The 18,693-nt window shown below is 70.1% G+C and carries 12 protein-coding genes and 2 pseudogenes; 8 read left to right on the top strand and 6 right to left on the bottom strand.

Features of this window, described 5'->3' with window-relative positions; translation table 11 throughout:
• Position 1: 1 nt before the first annotated feature.
• The 3 genes from OG946_RS31990 to OG946_RS31980 all read right to left on the bottom strand — a co-directional run bounded on the left by OG946_RS31990 (position 2) and on the right by OG946_RS31980 (position 3,082).
• The gene (locus OG946_RS31990) at positions 2 to 829 is read right to left on the bottom strand and encodes a carbohydrate ABC transporter permease (protein ID WP_326799421.1); all 828 of its coding nucleotides are present in this window, start codon (positions 827 to 829) and stop codon (positions 2 to 4) included.
• Positions 829 to 1,659: a carbohydrate ABC transporter permease gene (locus OG946_RS31985; protein ID WP_326800433.1), complete on the bottom strand. Its 831-nt coding sequence runs from the start codon at positions 1,657 to 1,659 to the stop codon at positions 829 to 831. The genes OG946_RS31990 and OG946_RS31985 overlap by 1 nt, the downstream gene beginning before the upstream one ends.
• A gap of 160 nt (positions 1,660 to 1,819) precedes the next feature.
• Positions 1,820 to 3,082, bottom strand: a complete 1,263-nt coding sequence (locus OG946_RS31980; RefSeq protein ID WP_326799420.1) for an ABC transporter substrate-binding protein — start codon at positions 3,080 to 3,082, stop codon at positions 1,820 to 1,822.
• 45 nt (positions 3,083 to 3,127) lie between these two features.
• Here OG946_RS31980 and OG946_RS31975 point away from each other — a divergent pair, with 45 nt between their 5' ends.
• Positions 3,128 to 4,003: a FadR/GntR family transcriptional regulator gene (locus OG946_RS31975; protein WP_326800432.1), complete on the top strand. Its 876-nt coding sequence runs from the start codon at positions 3,128 to 3,130 to the stop codon at positions 4,001 to 4,003.
• A 67-nt stretch (positions 4,004 to 4,070) separates the two neighbouring features.
• Here OG946_RS31975 and OG946_RS31970 read toward each other — a convergent pair whose 3' ends face one another.
• On the bottom strand, positions 4,071 to 6,521 hold the full coding sequence (locus tag OG946_RS31970; RefSeq protein ID WP_326799419.1) for a glycoside hydrolase family 95 protein: 2,451 nt from the start codon (positions 6,519 to 6,521) through the stop codon (positions 4,071 to 4,073).
• Between the two features lie 486 nt (positions 6,522 to 7,007).
• Between OG946_RS31970 and OG946_RS31965 the strand changes: the two genes are divergently transcribed.
• The 7 genes and pseudogenes from OG946_RS31965 to OG946_RS31935 all read left to right on the top strand — a co-directional run bounded on the left by OG946_RS31965 (position 7,008) and on the right by OG946_RS31935 (position 14,936).
• A complete protein-coding gene (locus tag OG946_RS31965; protein WP_326799418.1) occupies positions 7,008 to 7,724 on the top strand; it encodes a FadR/GntR family transcriptional regulator in 717 nt (238 codons plus the stop codon).
• A gap of 507 nt (positions 7,725 to 8,231) precedes the next feature.
• A complete protein-coding gene (locus tag OG946_RS31960; protein ID WP_326799417.1) occupies positions 8,232 to 8,369 on the top strand; it encodes a hypothetical protein in 138 nt (45 codons plus the stop codon).
• 80 nt (positions 8,370 to 8,449) lie between these two features.
• The gene (locus OG946_RS31955; RefSeq protein WP_326799416.1) at positions 8,450 to 9,379 is read left to right on the top strand and encodes an alpha/beta hydrolase; all 930 of its coding nucleotides are present in this window, start codon (positions 8,450 to 8,452) and stop codon (positions 9,377 to 9,379) included.
• 108 nt (positions 9,380 to 9,487) lie between these two features.
• Positions 9,488 to 10,519 carry an endo-1,4-beta-xylanase gene (locus OG946_RS31950; RefSeq protein WP_326799415.1) on the top strand — a complete coding sequence of 344 codons (1,032 nt, stop codon included), beginning with the start codon at positions 9,488 to 9,490 and terminating at the stop codon, positions 10,517 to 10,519.
• 177 nt (positions 10,520 to 10,696) lie between these two features.
• Positions 10,697 to 12,167 (top strand): annotated as a pseudogene (locus tag OG946_RS31945) (PQQ-dependent sugar dehydrogenase); the annotation flags it as partial.
• Between the two features lie 130 nt (positions 12,168 to 12,297).
• Positions 12,298 to 13,077 (top strand): annotated as a pseudogene (locus OG946_RS31940) (ThuA domain-containing protein); the annotation flags it as partial.
• 440 nt (positions 13,078 to 13,517) lie between these two features.
• Positions 13,518 to 14,936, top strand: a complete 1,419-nt coding sequence (locus OG946_RS31935; protein ID WP_326799414.1) for a non-reducing end alpha-L-arabinofuranosidase family hydrolase — start codon at positions 13,518 to 13,520, stop codon at positions 14,934 to 14,936.
• 119 nt (positions 14,937 to 15,055) lie between these two features.
• Here OG946_RS31935 and OG946_RS31930 read toward each other — a convergent pair whose 3' ends face one another.
• Both OG946_RS31930 and OG946_RS31925 read right to left on the bottom strand, forming a co-directional pair.
• A complete protein-coding gene (locus OG946_RS31930; protein ID WP_326799413.1) occupies positions 15,056 to 16,084 on the bottom strand; it encodes a LacI family DNA-binding transcriptional regulator in 1,029 nt (342 codons plus the stop codon).
• The gene (locus tag OG946_RS31925; RefSeq protein WP_442814545.1) at positions 16,068 to 18,491 is read right to left on the bottom strand and encodes a glycoside hydrolase family 3 N-terminal domain-containing protein; all 2,424 of its coding nucleotides are present in this window, start codon (positions 18,489 to 18,491) and stop codon (positions 16,068 to 16,070) included. The genes OG946_RS31930 and OG946_RS31925 overlap by 17 nt, the downstream gene beginning before the upstream one ends.
• Positions 18,492 to 18,693 lie beyond the last annotated feature (202 nt).

Raw genomic sequence — 18,693 nt, 5'->3', positions numbered from 1 at the left:
GTCAGCCCTTCGTGGCGCCGGCGGTGATCCCGTCGGCGATCTGGCGCTGGAAGAAGAGGTAGATCACGAGGACCGGGAGTGCGGCGATCAGCACTCCTGAGGCGAAGGTGGGGATGTCGTCGGAGTACTGTCCGCGCAGTGAGGTGACGCCCACCATGAGGGTGCGGTGTTCGGCGGACGGCATCATCAGCAGGGAGATGAGTACGTCGTTCCAGCAGAACAGGGCGTTGAGGATGCCGACCGACAGCAGTGCGGGACGGCCGATCGGCAGCATGATCCGCCGGTAGACGCCGTACAGCGTGTTCCCGTCGACGCGGGCGGCGTCCACGATCTCGCGCGGGATGCCGGTGTAGTAGCTCGTCATCAGGAAGATCGTGAAGGGGAGGAACTGCGCGACGTAGGCGAGGATCAGCCCGGGGTAGGTGTCGATGAGGCCGGTGTCGGCCATGACCTGGGCGAGCGGGACCATGACCACCTGGAACGGCACGAACAGCGCCGCGAGAAAGCACAGGAACAGTGCTCGTGAACCCCGGAACCGCAGATGGCTCAGTGCGAAGCCGGCCATCGATCCGATCAGCAGGAGGAGCGCGACGGCCGACGCCACCACGATGACGGAGTTGACGAAGTACCGGCCGAGCCCGACGCTCGTCCACGCCGTGGCGATGTTGTCCCAGCGCAGGGAGTCCGCCGGGGAGAACCGGTCGAGGATGTAGTCGCGGCGGGACTTCATGGCGACGTTGGCGGTGAAGACGAGGGGGTAGACCGTCGCGAGGGCGAGAGCCGCCATCGGGACGGCGACCGCCCAGCGCCTCGCGCGGGGGAAGCGCATCAGTGCTCCCTCCCCGCGCGGCGGAGCAGCCCGATCTGGACGAGCCCCACCACGAGCATGATCAGGAAGAGAACCGTCGAGGCGGCCGAGGCGAGCGCCGGGCGGTTCATCTGCCCCTGCTGGATCCAGATGTAGTACTCCGGCAGGTAGGTCGATCCCTCCGGTCCGCCGCTCGTCATCACGTAGAGCAGACCGAACATGGAGGTCAGCATCCCGATCATGGTGGTCACGAAGACGAACTGGATGGTGCGGGACAGGCCGGGGACGATCACGTGCCGGATGACCCGGGCGAGCGACGCACCGTCCACGCGGGCGGCGTCGAGGAGGGTGGTGTCCAGCGTGGAGAAGCCGGCGAGGAAGACCACCAGGGCCATCCCGAACGTCGCCCAGACATGCACGCCGGCGACGGTGAACATGGTGACGTCCGGATCGCCGAGCCAGTCGACGGGACCGATGCCGGCCGTTTCCAGGAGGGAGTTGAGCGGACCGTCGAAGGCGAGCAGGAGGTTGAAGATCGCGCCGACGATCACCGGCGAGAGCACGGCCGGGAAGAAGTAGACGCTCCGGAAGAGCCGGTGCCCTGGCACACGCAGGAAGATGAAGGTCGCGAGCATGCCCGGGATCGCCACCGCCACGGGGAGGAGCAGCACCAGCAGTCCGACGTTCTTCAACGCGGTCCGGAAGAGCGGGTCGTCGAAGAGTTCCGCGTAGTTGTCCAGGCCGACCGCGGTCCCGTCGAGGACGCCGTCGCCGGTGAAGGAGAAGTTGACGCCCAGGAGCAGCGGCCACAGCCGAAGCGTCCCGATGATCAGGACGGCCGGGGCCACCAGGACGTAGGGCGCGAGGCGCTCCGCACGCTGCGCGCCGACAGCACGCGGAGACTTCGTCCCCGCGCTCGCACGGCGTGCGCGCCGCAGGGTCTTCGTCCTGCCGGTCCGCTCGGCACCGGCCCGGCCGGCCGGCGGCTGCGCGTCTCCGAGCAGCACGAGGTCAGCCCTTCCGGTCGGAGTCGGCCAGTTGCTTCAGCGCGTCGTCGATACTGGTCGATCCGCTCAGGATCTGCTGCGACAGCCTCCCCATCAGTTCCAGCGTCTCGGTGGACAGCGCGACGTGCAGCGCGGGCTTGCCTGCCCCGATCTCCGACGTGATCGCCGAGAGGGCCGCTCCCCCGTCCGCTACGTCGATGGTGGTGTCGGACACGACCGCGCCGGCGTCGGCGTAGAACGCCTGGAGAGCGTCTGTCGAGGTCAGGGAGCGCACCAGGTCTGCGGCCAGGTCCGGCTTCTTCGTCCACTTCGCGACCGCGTAGCCGATTCCGCCGTCGTACGGGAGACAGGGCTCGGCGTCGGTCTCGGCACGCGGGGCCTGCATGACGCCGATGTCGTCCGGGTCCAGGAACTCGCCGAAGTCCTTCCAGTGCCCGACGTCCGACATCAGCCCGACGATGTGGGCTGCCTTGCCGGACTGGAAGAGGGCGAAGGCGTCGTTGAACAGTGCGGTCGAGTTGACCCCGTCGTTGTTCAGGCCGGCGGCGTCGGCCTCCTTCCAGAGTTCGAAGATCCGCCGCACGCGGGGGGAGTTCCAGTCCCGGTCCCCGGCGGTCCAGTCGTCGTACTCGCGGGGGGTGAGGACCCCTGGCCCGAGTCCCGAGAGGAAGAACTGGATACCGAAGCCCTCCTTGTTCCCGAGCGAGAGACAACTGGCCTCCGTCGCCTCGGTGATGGCCTCGCAGTCGTCGGTGAACTCGCGCCACGTGGTCGCCGGGTGATCGGGGTCGAGTCCGGCTTCTTCGTAGAGCGCCTTGTTGTAGTAGAGGGGATGGCCCTGCAGCGTCACCGGTGCGGCATAGGTCTTGCCCTTCGCGGTGAAGGCTTCCCAGCCGGCGAGCCGCTGCCTGTCCTCGGTGAGGTAGTCGTCAAGGGGAAGGAGGGCGTCTGCGCGGTCGCGTATCTGGCCGCCGCCGTTGAAGAGCATGACGTCGGGGCCCTTGCCGGCCTGAATGGCCGTGCCGAGCAGGGTGTAGTACTGGTCGAAGGGCTGGGCCACGAACTCGACCGTCACATCGGGGTGCTGCGCGGCGAAGTCGGCTTTCGCCTCCTCGATGTACGAGGCGGCCGTCTCCTCTCCGGACTTCCAGTCCCAGACCACGAGTTTGTCGTCGGCGGCGCCGGACGACGAGCCGGAGCCTGCGCTGCCGCAACCGGACAGCAGTCCTGCGACAAGGACGACCGACCACCGTGCTGGCCGCTTCATGTCGATCACTCTCCGTTGCTGCCGGAAGACGGCGGGCCATCGCCGATGACTCGGAAACGTAACTCGTATGACGTATTACGTCAATCCCTCGTCACGTATGATGACCGCCTAGTCATGGCGCCGCGTCGTCGCGGGGCCGCCGGAGGAACCATGACGACACCCCAGCCAGCAGCCCGGAGCATTTCCCCGCCCCCCACCTGGGCACAACGACCGGCGAGCCTCGCCCGGGCGGTCACGGCCGAACTGGTCGGACGTATCGTCCGCGGGGAGCACCCGCCGGGGACGCCGCTGCCCCCCGAGCCCGCTCTCTGCGAAACCTTTGCCGTGAGCCGGACCGTGGTCCGGGAAGCCGTGAAGGTGCTGCAGGAGAAGGGGCTCGTACAGGTCCGGCAGGGTTCCGGAACCATGGTGACCGCCCCGGCGGCGTGGAACATGCTCGACGAGCAGGTCCTGACGGCGAGCATCGCCCAGGACGAGAGCCTGGAGATCCTCGACGACCTCGTCGTCACGCGGCGCCTGCTGGAGTCCGACATGGCCAACGTCGCCGCCAGGCTGGCCACTCCCGAAGTCGTCGACCGGTTGCGCACGCTGGTGGACCGGATGGACGAGCTGGTCGACGACCATGTCACGTACGCCGAGCACGACCGTGCCTTCCACGACGTGATCATGCAGTCGTCGGGGAACCGCATCGCTCGTGGAGTGGTGCGCGCCCTGGAGAGTCAGGTCGTCAACACCGCGCGGTACATGGGGCATCCGGAGCGTGCCATGTGCGTCGCGTCCAACCGCGGCCACCGGAACATCTACGAACGCATCGCCGCCCACGATCCGGGCGGCGCGGCCGAGGCGATGTTCACGCACATCACCGAAGCCTGGCTCGTCCGGCGCAGCGCACCGGGCGACCCCGTGCGGCTGGACCGTTAGCGGGAGCCCCCGGCCAGAGGCCCGCGCCGATCCGGTGGGCCACGCCCGCGGGCGGGCGCGCGGGCGTTCACGCGTCCTCTCCGCTACGCCGCGCCCCCAGGGGGCTCGCACGATACGTGTGCCCCGGCCGAGCGGCGAACTCGATCAGATCCGGCTCGGTCTGCTCGGGCCGCACCGGATCGCCACCGGTCAGATCGAGGACCTCGTAGCCGCCGCGGAACATCTGGCTGCGCACTTTCACCGCTCCTTCGCGGTCAGGTGTGAGGGAGAGCCGCGTGGCCCGGCCGCCGGTCCACGCGGCGCCGACCGTGTAACCGCCGCGTCCGCGCAGCCCCTCGACCGTCCCGTTGGGCCAGGCCGGCGGCAGTGCGGGCAGCAGGTGCAGTTCGCCGTGGTGGCTGTGCAGCAGCATCTCGGCGATGCCGGACGTCGCGCCGAAGTTGCCGTCGATCTGGAACGGCGGGTGCAGGTCGAACATGTTGGGCGCGAGCCTGTCCGGTGTCACGAGGTCGCGGATCAGGTCGTGGGCCCGGCCGCCCTCTTCCATGCGCGCCCAGAAGTTGATCTTCCAGGCCAGTGACCAGCCCGTTCCGTCGTCGCCGCGCAGCTCCAGGGTCCGGCGGGCGGCCTCGAACAACTCGGGTGTGCCGCGCTTGGTGATCTGGTTGCCGGGGTGCAGACCGTAGAGGTGCGAGATGTGCCGGTGGGAGCGCTCGGTCTCCGTCCAGTCGTAGAGCCACTCCTGGATGTTGCCGCGGGCGCCGACCCTCATCGGGGCCAGCCGCTCCCGGGCCGCCAGGACCTGCCCGCGGAAGTCGGCATCCACGCCCAGGATCTCGCCGGCCCGCGCGCAGCCGTCGAACAGGTCACGGAGGATCTGCATGTCCATGGTGGGGCCCGCGCAGACGGAGGCGTTCGGGTGGTGGGCGAGCTCCGGCGAGTTGGACGGGTTGGTGACCAGCCATCCCAGGTCCGGTTCGGCCACCAGCGTGTCGAGGAAGAACTGCGCGGCACCCTTCACCGCGGGGTAGTGGGCACGCAGGAAGTCGACATCGCCCGTGTACTGATAATGGTCCCAGATCATGGTGGCAAGCCACGCCCCGCCGGTCTGCCACATACCCCAGAACGCCCCGTCCACGACGGATGTCCCCCGCCACGCGTCGGTGTTGTGGTGCGTGACCCAGCCGCGGGCGCCGTACTGCGCCTGTGCCGTGCGGGCGCCGGTCACCGTGAGGTCGTCGATCATGTCGAACACCGGCTCGCAGCACTCGGAGAGATGCGTCGAGCCGGCCGGCCAGTAGTTCATCGGCAGGTTGGCGTTGAGGGTGTACTTCGAGTCCCAGGGCGGGGCCATCTGCTCGTTCCAGATGCCCTGGAGGTTGGCCGGCTGGGTGCCGGGCCGCGAGGAGGAGATCAGCAGGTACCGGCCGTACTGGAAGAGCAGCGCGGAGAACTGGGGGTCGTCGGCACCGCCGTGCTGGGCGATCCGGACGTCTGTCGGCTGATCGGCCGCCCCGGTACGGCCGAGGTCGATCGTGGTCCGGCCGAACAGCTCCTGGTAGTCGGCCACATGCCGGCTGCGGAGGTCGTCGTACGCGCTGCCCTGTGCGGCGTCGAGGTGCTTGCGGGCGATGCCCCGGTAGTCGCCGCCCACGTTCTGGTAGTCGACGTAGCTGGTGCCGACGGAGACCAGCAGCGTGACGCTGTCGGCGCCGGCCACCCGGAGCGTGCCGCCCGAGCCGGATACCGTCCCGCCCTCGGCAACGGCTCTGGCCAGCGCGAGGAACCGCACCGAGCCGGCGATGCCCTCCATGCTGCCCGAGATCCCTTCCAGCGCGATCGTCGTTCCGTCGGGGCTGGATGCCGAGGCGCTCTGCGGGCTGGCGAAGGTGGCCGTGAACGCGATCGAGCCGGGCGCATCGGCGGTCAGGCGCATGACAATAACCTGGTCCGGTGCGCTGGCGATCACCTCGCGGTGGAACCGCACGCCGTTCGCCACGTAGGTCACCGCGGTGGTCGCGGTGGTGAGGTCGAGCCACCGTCGGTACCCGGACGTTGCACCGCTGCCGGGCAGGGTGAGGGTGAGGTCGCCGACAGGCTGGTAGGCCAGTTCTCCGGCCGGCCGCCCGAGCATCGTCCGGTCGATCAGCGACTGCGCCTGTTCCCACTGGCCGTCGAAGACCAGTTGCCGGATCTGCGGCAGGGCGTCGGCACCGCCCGGGTTGGCGGGGTCGTAGGGACCACCCGCCCAGAGGGTGTCCTCGTTGAGCTGGAGCCGCTCGGTGCCGACGTTCCCGAAGACCATGGCGCCGAGGCGGCCGGCCCCGACCGGCAGCGCACGCAGCCAGTCCGAGCCCGCCGGTTCGTCGTACCACAGCGCCAGGTCGTCGACCGCCCGTACCTCCGGGGGTGCGGCCGAGCCGGCACGGGCGGCAGCCGTCCATGGGACGGGCATCATGACGGCTCCGGTGCCGGCCGCGCCGAGCCTGATCATTTCCCTGCGCGTCAGTCTCCGCATCCTGATCCTCCACTGAGTCCTGGCAGAGTCCCGGCGGTTCCCTCGTCGCCCGGGCGACCTGGCGGGCGACGGTGACGCCGCGCCGACGGCCCCCGGCCGGCACGGCTCAGTACGGCGAAAGGCACGGTCAACGCAGCCTCAGCGGGCCTGCGACGCCGCGTACGCGACACGCGCCCGCAGCATCCGGTGAATCCGGGCCCGCATCCGGTCGGGCCGGGCCTGTCCGATGGCACTCACCACCGGCCACCTCCGGTCCGCCGATGACCTCATCGGGCGTGACACGCGGCAGACATTAAATGTCCGAGGACACCCACGCAACCCCTCTCACGCAGACTTCGACCACGCAAAAGGGAAGCACCTCTCTTTACGCACCTGATACACCGGATCTCACCGCGTGGGACCACGCTCCATCGACGGCTCGACTACCTGGACATCAGATGTATCGTGCTTCGCATTACCCAGAAGGCCGAGGCTGGAGGCCGAGCGATGTCACTGACCGACAAGGCGATCAGGCGCATTCGGGAGCTGATCGCTTCGGGAGAGCTTCCGCCGGGTGCGAAGCTGCCGCCGGAGCAGCAACTGGCCGCGGAGCTGGGCCTGTCCCGGGGGCTGATGCGCGAGGCGGTCAAGGCGCTGGTCGTCGCACGGGTGCTGGAGATCCGCAGGGGCGACGGCACGTACGTCACGACCCTGGAGCCGAGGGTGCTGCTCGAAGGGCTGGGCTCCGCGGTCGAACTCCTCCAGGGCGACACCCTGCTGGAGCTCACCGAGGTGCGCCGGCTCTTCGAGCCGGTCGCCACCGGTCTGGCCGCCACCCGCATCTCGGCCGGCGAACTCGCCGGGGTGGCCGGACATCTGGCCGCCATGCGTGCGGCCAGGGACGACGTCGAACTGCTCAACAAGCACGACGCGGCCTTCCACCAGGCCGTCGCCTCCGCCACGGGTAACCAGACGCTGGCGAGCCTGCTGGAGGGAATCTCCGGCCGGACGGTGCGGGCCCGGGTCTGGCGCGGGATGGTCGACGGGGACGTAGCCGACCGGACACTCGCCCAGCACCAGGAGATCTACGACGCGCTCGCCGCCGGAGACGCGGCGCTCGCCGAGGCCGCCGCGCTCATCCACGTCAGCACCACCGAGGCGTGGCTCCGCAGACATCTCACGCCCGCCGCACAGGACGCGTCGCACCCGGAGGCCGGCGTGTGAGGGTGCAACTGGCGCGCGGCGAGGACGGGCTTGGCGCCGAGGTTCCTGATACGGCCACGATCGCCGCGCCGGTGCACCGACCCGGAGCCCGCGACCCGTTGACGCCCTGCGACGGCACCCGTCCGCAAGCACGGCACCTGATCCCGGCTCGAAAATTTCGACTGGGGAACCGAATCATTTCAGCGAAGGGGTTGACGCACCGCCTTCACCCCCTCACCATCCTTGTCTGAGAGTTCGACCATAGTTCGATATATCGAACACTCGGGGCCTCTTCGGCCTGCGTGATCCCGCAGGCCGCCGCGCACGACAGCACGCGCACAGCCAGTTCTTTCGTTCCGGTGAGGCTCTCCCCGCATGTCCGGGCTCTCGGACAGTTCGAGGAACACACGACGCCTGCGTGGCGGGCCCCCGGCTGAGCCGCGATGGAGAACCCCCATGCCTCTGTCGAACCACCGCCGACGCCGGCATCCGCTACGGGCCGCAGCCACCGTCCTCTGCGCTCCGGCAGTGGCCTTGTTCGCAGTCCCCGCCGAGTCGTCCCCCCTGCGCCGGTCCGCCTCGGCGACGGGCGCCTCCGCGGCCGTCCGGCAGGAGCTGCCCCCCTGGCGCCCGGCACCGGCCGCCCAGACCGACGCCGCCTGCTGAACCACCCCGGGACGCCCCGGCACGTCGCGCCCCGGCGTCCGCCTCCCAGATCCCTTCCCCCCCCACAGGAGTGTCTTCGTATGTCCATGAAAAGGCGCACGGCTCTGAGTGCCCTGCTGGGCCTGGGTATAGCCGGAACGACGGGCGCCACCTCCCCGGTCGGCGCCACACCGGCCGTCGGCCATCCGACCCGCCGTCCCGCCCTCCTCCGGCAGGCACCGACCCAGGAGTTCGCCCTCGGAGTCCGGCAGTTCGAGTGGAGCCGCGGCAACCGCCGGCTGTTCACCAAGATCTTCTACCCGGCCACCGGCTCCCCCGGCGGCAACCCCGTGCCCGACGCCCCGCTCGCCGACGGCGTGTTCCCCGTCGCCCACTGGAACCACGGCGCGTACGGCAACTCCGACTCCTACGCCTCGCAGACGCACGCGATAGCGTCCGCCGGCTTCATCTGCCCCGCCCCCTCGATCAGCGACAACACCAACATCGGCTCCGTGTACGGAGGCGAATGGTCGAAGGACGTCTCCGAGGTCATCACCCGGACCCTGGCGCTGAACGACGCCTCGGGCAGCCCCTTCGCCGGACACATCGACACCGCGGCCGGCGTCGGCGTCTCCGGCCACTCGATGGGCGGCATGACCGTCCACGGCCTGCTGACCAAGTGGCCGGACGACCGGATCAAAGCCGCCGTCCCGGTCGCCTGCGTGGACATGGGCGACCCGGCGGGGCTGGACGCCAACGTGCTGTTCATCCACGGCGACCGGGACCCCACCTGCCAGTACGGCCTGGCCCGCCAGGCATACCAGGAGCTGCCCGCCCCCAAGGCGTTCCTCACCCACGTCGGCGCGGACCACGCCGCGTATCTCAACCCGGGCTTCCCGACCTTCGACCAGACCCAGAACACCCTCGTGGACTGGTTCCGCTGGAGCCTGTACGGCGACGAGGCCGCCCGGGACCGCCTCCCGGCCGACGCCTCCGCCAACGGCACCCGTTGGGAATCCGTCCTCGCCTGAAGCACTCGTCCCGGTGCGCGGCCCTCATCCGCACCGCCCGCACCGCCATCACCGCGGACAGACGTCCGACGGCGCCTGTCACCCTCCACCGGAGATCAAGGAGCAGTCATGCTCAACACCTCACGCATACGGCCTTCGCGCCGCCGCGCCTGGTCGGCCGCCGCGGCCGTCACGTCGGCCGGCCTGGCGGCGACCGGCCTCCTGGCGTTCCCCGGCAGCGCCCACGCCGCCGACACGCTCGGCGCCTCGGCGGCCGAGAGCGGACGCTACTACGGCGCCGCCGTGGCGCCCAACCTCCTCGGCGAAGCCAACTACGCCGCCACGCTGAACCGTGAGTTCAACAGCATCGTCGCCGAGAACGTCATGAAGTGGGATGCCACCGAGCCCAGGCAGGGTCAGTTCACCTTCCAGGGCGGGGACCAGCTCGTCGCCCACGCCCAGAGCAACGGCATGTCCGTACGCGGCCACACCCTGGTCTGGCATGCCCAGCAGCCCTCCTGGGTCAGCGGTCTGACCGGCAACAACCTGCGCCAGGCGATGCTCAACCACATCGACGGGGTCGCCGGTCACTACGCCGGGAAGATCGACTCCTGGGACGTGGTCAACGAGGCGTTCGAATGGGACGGCAGCCGCCGCCAGTCCAACCTCCAGCAGCAGATCGGCAACGGCTGGATCGAAGACGCCTTCCGCGCCGCCGACGCCACCGACCCCGGCGCCACGCTCTGCTACAACGACTACGGGACCGACGGCGTCAACGCCAAGAGCGACGCCATCTACCGCATGGTCCAGGACTTCCTCGCCCGCGGCGTACCCATCGACTGCGTCGGCTTCCAGTCCCACCTCGACTCGAACTCCAACCTCGGCAGCTACCGGCAGAACCTGCAGCGCTTCGCCGACCTCGGCGTCGACGTGCAGATCACCGAGCTGGACATCGGCGGCTCCGGCACCGCCCAGGCCAACGCCTACCGCACCGTCACCGAGGCATGCGTGGCGGTGTCCCGCTGCACCGGCATCACCACCTGGGGCATCACCGACAAGTACTCGTGGCGCGGCCAGGACACCCCGCTGCTGTTCGACGGCAACTACCAGAAGAAGCAGGCGTACACCGCCGTCCTGGAAGCCCTGAACAGCGCTCCCTGACGTCCGGCGTACGCCGTCCACACGGGGCCGGGCCGCCCTGCAGAGCGCAGGTCGCGGGGCGGCCCGCCCCGGCACGAAGAACGCCGGTTCGCCCGCTCCCAGACGATCCCCCACACACCTCGGCCAGGCCCACGACGGCACGGAACGGCGCCGCGGGCCGCCCTACGGAGGGTTCACATGCCCAGCCACTTCAGAAGGTATCTCGCGGCGGCGGTCTGCCCGCTGCTCGTCACCGCAGGCGCCGCCACGATGCTGTCGCCGGCCGCGGCCGAACCTGCCGGGACGGGCGACACCCGGCAGGCGCAGTTCCAGCAGGTGACCCTCGCCAAAGGCGCGACCGAGATGGGTGAGCCGATGGCGCTGGCCGTGCTGCCCGACCGCTCGGTGCTGCACACCTCGCGCGACGGCACCGTGCGGGTCACCGACCCGCAGGGCACGACCAAGGTCGCGGGCAGGCTGAACGTCTACACCCACGACGAGGACGGCTTGCAGGGGGTCGGCATCGATCCCGGCTTCGCCGCCAACCGCTTCGTCTACCTGTACTACGCCCCCGCGCTCGACACGCCGCCGGGGGACGCACCGAGCACAGGTTCGGCCGCGGACTTCGAACCGTTCGACGGCGTCAACCGGCTCTCCCGGTTCGTGCTCAAGGACGACGGCACCCTCGATACCTCCACCGAGAAGACGATCCTCGACGTGCCGGCGAACCGCGGCCAGTGCTGCCACACCGGGGGCGACATCGACTTCGACGCCGAGGGCAACCTCTATCTCTCGACCGGCGACGACACCAACCCCTTCGGCTCCGACGGCTACACCCCGATCGACGAACGCGGCAACCGCAATCCGGCATTCGACGCACAGCGGTCGGCGGGGAACACCAACGACCTGCGCGGCAAGATCCTGCGGATCAAAGTCGCCGACGACGGCTCGTACGACATCCCGGACGGCAACCTCTTCGCACCGGGAACACCCCGGACGCGGCCCGAGATCTACGCCATGGGCTTCCGCAACCCGTACCGGATGAGCGTCGACAAACAGACGGGTGTCGTCTACGTGGGCGACTACGGCCCGGACGCCGGGTCCGCCTCCCCGGGCCGGGGCCCGGGCGGCATGGTGGAGTTCGCCCGGGTGCCCGGCGCGGGCAACTACGGCTGGCCGTACTGCGTCGGCGACAACCGGCCCTACGTCGACTACGACTTCGCCACGGGCGCCTCCGGCCAGGCGTTCAACTGCTCCGCGCCTGTCAACAACTCGCCGAACAACACCGGCCTGAGCACCCTTCCGCCGGCCCAGCCGGCCTGGATCCCCTACGACGGCGGTTCCGTGCCGGAGTTCGGCAGCGGCACGGAGTCCCCCATGGCCGGCCCCGTATACCGCTACGAACCGGACCTGGACTCGGCGGTCAAGTTCCCGCAGGAGTTCGACGGTGACTTCTTCGCCATGGAGTGGGGCCGCCGCTGGATCAAGAACATCGCCGTGAACGCCGACGGCAGCCGCGGCGCCATCGGCGGCATCCCGTGGTCCGGAACCCAGCCCATGGACGCGGCCTTCGGCCCCGACGGCGCCCTGTACGTCCTGGACTACGGCACCGGCTGGTACGCCGGAGACCAGAACAGCGCCCTGTACCGCATCGAGAACGTCCCCGGGGCCGCAGAGTCACCAACGCAGGCGGGCTGACCAGGCACGACCTGCACGGCACCCGGACCAGCCGGCGCCGGGCCGGGCACTTCGCCGCCCGGATCGGCGTCGAGACGACCACCATGGAAGGGAACATCCACATGTCCGAGCTCCCGACCCGCCGGACGCTCCTCGGAGGAGCCCTGGGTGTCGCGGCGCTACCGGTCGTGACGGCTCCGGGCGCCGCGGCACTGCCGCTGCCGGCCCCGGGCCCGTCCGCGGCTTCCGGCGACCCGTACGAAGTCCTCGTCTTCTCCAGGACGGCGGGCTTCCGGCACGACGCCATCGACGAGGGGATCACCGCGCTCCGGGAACTGGGAGCGGAGAACGACTTCCAGGTGACCGCCACCGAGGACGCCACCGCGTTCACCGGCGACAGCCTCGCGCGCTACAAGGTGGTCGTGTTCCTGAACACCACCGGCGACGTGCTCGACGCCGCCCAGCAGGCGGCGTTCGAGGGGTACATCGCGGGCGGTGGCGCGTACGTCGGGGTCCACTCGGCCGCCGACACCGAGTACGACTGGCCCTGGTACGGCGAACTGGTCGGCGCGTACTTCCACTCCCACCCGCAGATCCAGAACGCCACGGTCGTCGTCGAGGACCGGACGCACGACGCGACAGCCCACCTCGGAGCGACCTGGCAGCGCACGGACGAGTGGTACAACTACCGCACCAACCCCCGCGCCGGCGCCCACGTGCTGGCTTCGCTCGACGAGTCCAGCTACAGCGGCGGCACCATGGACCGCGACCACCCCATCGCGTGGTGCAAGGAGTACGCGGGGGGTCGCTCGTTCTACACGGGCGGCGGGCACACGGCCGAGTCGTACGCCCAGGCGGACTTCCGGCGCCATCTGCTCGGCGGCATCCGCTGGGCCGCGGGCACCGCAGGACCCGGCATGTGACGCCCGGCGGACCCCCCGGATTCGCCGGGGGCGCCCGGGCCGGGATCCCGTGCCCACGTCGGCGCCGTCCACCCGGCCGGTAGCCATGAGGCCGGGTTGGCCTGCGGTAGTTCACCCACGAGCAGTGCGAATGTTTCGATATCGACAACGAATCATGCGAGAAGGGTTGACCCCGTTCGCCGGCTCCCTATCATCCACACTGCCCGATACTTCGATCCTCGTTCGATATCACGAACCGATCGACGTCACCCGGACGTGCATCCACACCGCAACGGCCGTCGAAGACCGAGGACTGACTCCGGGCACCGCAGTCTCGCTCGGATTTCGCACGGGCCGCTACGAACTGCACCACATGGACAGTCCGGGCAGCCTCTGACCGGGCCGACCGGAACCGCGTGCTCAAAGATGAGGAGGTTCCCATGCGCAGACGAAGTTCCAGCCGCAGACACCCGTTGGTGGTGCTCGCCACTGCGGTTGCGGTCCTGATCGCGTTGGCGCCGGCGATCGGCGCCGGCCCGGCTCAGGCGGCAAGCAGCGGCGCCTTGCGCAGCGCCGCATCCAGCAAGTGTCTCGACGTGTCGAACGCCAGCCAGACCGACGGTACGTACCTGCAGATCTGGGACTGCTCGGGCGGGACCAACCAGCAGTGGACGCACACGGACAGCAACCAGTTGACCGTGTACGGAAACAAGTGCCTGGACGTTCCCGGCCATGCCACCACCCCCGGTACCCGGGTACAGATCTGGTCCTGCAGCGGCGGTGCCAACCAGCAGTGGCGGGTGAACTCCGACGGCACGATCGTGGGCGTGGAGTCCGGGCTGTGCCTCGACGTCACCGGCGGCGCTACGGCCAACGGCACGGCGGTGGTGCTCTGGACGTGCAACGGCGGCAGCAACCAGAAGTGGACCGGCCTGTCCGGGACACCGGGCGACGCGTGTGCGCTTCCTTCGACGTACCGGTGGTCGTCGACGGGTGTGCTGGCGCAGCCGGCGAACGGGTGGGTCTCGCTGAAGGACTTCACCAGCGTGGTGCACAACGGCAGGCACCTGGTCTACGGGACGAAGGTGGAGGGGTCGTCGTACGGCTCGATGGCGTTCAGTCCCTTCACGAACTGGTCGGACATGCCCTCGGCCGGCCAGAACGGAATGAACCAGGCCGCGGTGGCACCCACGCTGTTCTACTTCGCGCCCAAGAACGTCTGGGTGCTGGCGTACCAGTGGGGTTCGTGGCCCTTCATCTACCGCACGTCGAGCGACCCCACCAACCCCAACGGCTGGTCCGCGCCGCAGCCGTTGTTCACCGGCAGCATCTCCGGCTCCAACACCGGCCCGATCGACCAGACCCTGATCGGTGACGGCCAGAACATGTACCTGTTCTTCGCCGGTGACAACGGCAAGATCTACCGCGCGAGCATGCCGATCGGGAACTTCCCGGGCAACTTCGGCTCGTCGTACACGACGATCATGAGCGACTCGACGAACAACCTGTTCGAGGGAGTGCAGGTCTACAAGGTCAAGGACCAGAACCAGTACCTCATGATCGTGGAGGCGATCGGTGCGAACGGGCGCTACTTCCGCTCGTTCACCTCATCCAGCCTCGGCGGTTCGTGGACCCCGCAGGCCACGAGCGAGAGCAACCCCTTCGCGGGCAAGGCCAACAGCGGTGCCACCTGGACCAATGACATCAGCCACGGCGACCTGGTCCGCAACAACCCCGACCAGACCATGACCATCGACCCCTGCAACCTGCAGTTCCTCTACCAGGGCAAGTCCCCCAACGCAGGCGGCCCCTACGACCAGCTTCCCTGGCGGCCGGGCGTCCTCACCCTGCAGCGCTGACCCGCCTGGTCCGCGGTGATCACGATGCGCCGCGGACACCGGCAGGCCGGGACCCACCACTTCGAGGAGCCCCAGCCGCGCGTCGGCTGGGGTTCCTCCTTCCGTGTTCTGGCCCGGGATCACCCGTCGGCCGCGGCACGCGGGCCTGGCGGTGCCGTCGAGGCGCGTGCCACCAGTTCCGTGGCGAGTTCGATGTGGTGGGAATCCACTTTCTCGCCGTTGGCCAGGCGGAGGGCGGTGCGCAGGGCGACGCCGCCCATCTCCCGTAGCGGCTGGCGTACGGTCGTCAGCGGCGGCGACGCCGTCCGGGCGAGGAGCGTGTCGTCGAAGCCGACCACGCTGAGGTCCTCGGGGATGCGCAGGCCGCGGGTGCGGGCGGCCTCGATGACGCCGAGGGCGATCTCGTCGTTTCCCGCGAATATCGCCGTCGGTTGCTCTTCCAGGTCCAGCAGTGCCGCGGCGCCGGCCAGGCCGGCCTGGTACGTGAATTCTCCGGGCCGGACGTAGGCGGGGGGCACGGGTGCTCCCGCCGCCTCCATGGCGGCGCGGTAGCCGTGCGCGCGGGCCTGGTTGCAGGCGGCCATGGCCGGTCCGCCGAGGTGCGCGACGCGGCGGTGGCCGAGGGAGAGCAGGTGCTGAGTCGCGGCCAGGCCGCCGGCGAAGTTGGTCGCTCCGACGCTGTTGACCCGGTTGTGCGGCAGGTGCAGCGGGTCGAGCACGACCGCGGGGAGGCCGGCGCGGGCCAGGGCTTTCAGGTGCGCTTCGGTGTAGACGCTGGTGACCCCGATGAGGGCGCGGCGGCCGGCTGTGACCAGGTCCCGGGCCCAGTGCGGGGCATGGGACGACGTGCCGATCACCACCGAGGCCCCCAGCTCGGCGGCCGCGTCGGCGATGCCTTCCACCGCCTCGGCCACGTACGGCCTGAGGCCGCCCGCGAACTGCACTTCGATGGTCGGACTCTGCGGACCCTCGGTGTGGCGGAACACGGGTGCGAAGTAGTCGTGCCGGTGCAGCAGTTCCAGCACCCGGGCGCGCGTCTGCGGCGCAACGTCGCTTCGATCGTTGACCACTTTGGATACGGTCGCGACCGAGACCCCCGCCGCCCGGGCGATGGTCGCCAAGGTGGTGCGCCTAGCGTCCGTCGGCATCGGCTTCTTCCCCCTGCTGTCTGTCCACCGGAGTCGTGAGCCGCCGGTCGTGCCCGACCACACGGGTGGGGCCGGTCAACCGTACGGTAACCCGGCAGGGGAGATCCGCCGCGGAGGTGCCGAGGAGCACCTCGACCTCCCCGGGTTCGACGATCCGCCGCAGGTCCCGGCCGGCGAACGCGGTCCGGTCGGCATGCACGTGGAACCGGACCCGCGCGCTCGCGCCCGGCTCCAGCCGGACCGGGGCGAAGCCGGTCAACTGCCGGGCCGGTCGGGTCACCTGGGCGACGAGGTCGCGCAGATACAACTGGACGACCTCGTGGCCGGTCCTGGCACCGGTGTTGCGTACCCGCACCGATACGGCGAATTCACCGTCGGTGGGTATCTCGGTCGCGCTCACGCGCGGTTCTTCGACCTCGAACGTGGTGTACGACCTGCCGTATCCGAAGGGGAACAGCGGCGTCGGGTCGATGCTGCTGATGCCGTGGGTGTTGCCGCCGAGCGGTGGCTGCAAGTACGTGCCGGGCTGTCCGCCCGGCCGGCGGGGGATCTGCACCGGCAGCCTGCCGGCGGGCTGGACCCGGCCGGACAGCACACCGGCGATCGCCGCCGCGCCTTCCTGGCCGGGCATGAACGCCTGGACCAGACCGGCGGCGTGGGGATGCACCTCGCCCAGGGCGTACGGGCGGCCGGAGACCACCACCACGATCACGGGTGTCCCGGTGGCGTAGAGCTCCGCGAGCAGGTCGGCCTGCACGCCTGGCAGCCGCAGATCCTCGGCGTCGCAGCCCTCGCCGGACGTGCCGTTGCCGAACATGCCCGCGCGGTCACCCACTACCGCCACGCACAGATCCGCTTCGCGGGCCGCGGTCACCGCGGCGGCGAAGCCGGAGCGGTCGTCGCCCGACACCTCGCACCCCGGCTCGTGGCGGATCCCGGTGTCCGGAAGTTCGCGGCGCAGTGCGTCGAGGACCGTCGGCGCCGCCACGCCGAGGCCCAGGCCGGGATGACGGGGCAGGACGTGGTTGGGGAAGGCGTAGCAGCCCATGAGGGTACGCGAGTCGTCGGCGCACGGCCCGATCACGGCGAGCCGGCCCGGCGCGGTACGTCCGGCGCCGAGCAGCGGCAGTGCGCTGCCTTCGTCGAGCAGCACGACGGATCGCTCGGCCAGTTCCCGGGCCAGTTCCCGGTTCTCCGGTGAGTCCAGATCGACCTCGGCGGCCCCGGCGACCGAGCCCTCGGGCGTCCAGCCGGGATCGAGCAGCCCGAGCTGGACCTTCTGGGTGAGCAGACGGCGGACCGCCCGGTCCACCAGGGACTCGGGCAGTTCGTCCCGGCCGATGCGTTCCATGAGGTGCCGGCCGAAGCCGACGGTGTCGGGAAGTTCCACGTCGATGCCGGCGCTGAGCGCCAGTACCCCCGCCTGCTCGGTGTCCGCGGCCACCCCGTGCATGCCGGCGAGAAACGCGACCGCCCCGTAGTCGGAGACCACGGTGCCGGTGAAACCCCAGTCGCCGCGCAGCAGATCGGTCAGCAGCCAGGAGTCGATGCCCGCCGGGACCCCGTCCACCTCGGAGTAGGCGTTCATCACGGAGCGGGCCCCGCCCACCGCGATCGCCGTCTCGAACGGCGGCAGCATGACGTCCGTCAGCTCGCGGCGGCCGAGGGGCGCCGGCCCGTGGTTGCGGGCGGCGCGGGACGCGGAGTACCCGGCGAAGTGCTTCAGGGTGGCGATGACGCCGGCGCCCTCCAGGCCGGCGACGTAGGCGGCGCCGAGCATCGAGACCAGGTAGGGATCTTCCCCCATGGTCTCCTCGACGCGGCCCCACCGGTAGTCACGGACCACGTCGAGGACCGGGGCGAGACCCTGGTGCACGCCGACCGCCCGCATGTCCCGCCCGATCGCGGCACCCAGTCGTCGCACCAGATCCGGATCGAACGTCGCCGCCCACGCGAGGGCCGCGGGATAGACCGTGGCGCCGTAGGTGGTGAACCCGGTGAGGCACTCCTCGTGGACCAGCGCGGGGATGCCCAACCGGGAGCCCCGCAGGACCGTGTGCTGCGACCTGACGAGCTCGGCGGCCCCCTCGACCGCGGTCACCGGCCGGCTGCCGTACACCCGGGTGAGATGGCCGAGGCCGTCCCGGCTTGCCTCGGCCAGGGGGATGCTCCCGGACTCGAACACCTCCTGGATCGGCGCCACGCGCTGTCCCCCGGCCCGCTCGTCGCCGCCTTCCCTCGCGCGCGCCGTGTCGTTGCCGATCCAGCGGCTGCCGAGCTGCGCGACCTTCTCCGCCAACGTCATCTCGGCCAGCAGGGCGTCGACCCGGTCCGGCACGGGCAGCGCCGGGTCCCGCCAGCGGTGCGTGCCCCAGCCCGTCACCGGTTGTGATTCAGCCGTGGGCATCGCGCACTCCTCTGCATTCATTCCGCGGATCGCGAAACTTTTTCGACCCGGGTCGGGATACGTCGAGGTCACCTCCACCCGAGCGTACGCGTACAGACCTTGCCCTACAACGGACTTACGCATGCCTTGACAGCCACAAACCCGATACCTAACTTGCACCCACGAGGCGCAACGAAATCAGAAGTTTCGAAAAGTTTTCATC

The sequence above is a fragment of the Streptomyces sp. NBC_01808 genome (assembly GCF_035917395.1).
Lineage (GTDB): Bacteria > Actinomycetota > Actinomycetes > Streptomycetales > Streptomycetaceae > Streptomyces.
Note: the sequence above shows the minus strand (reverse complement) of the source record. Positions and strands in the feature narration are given on the sequence as shown.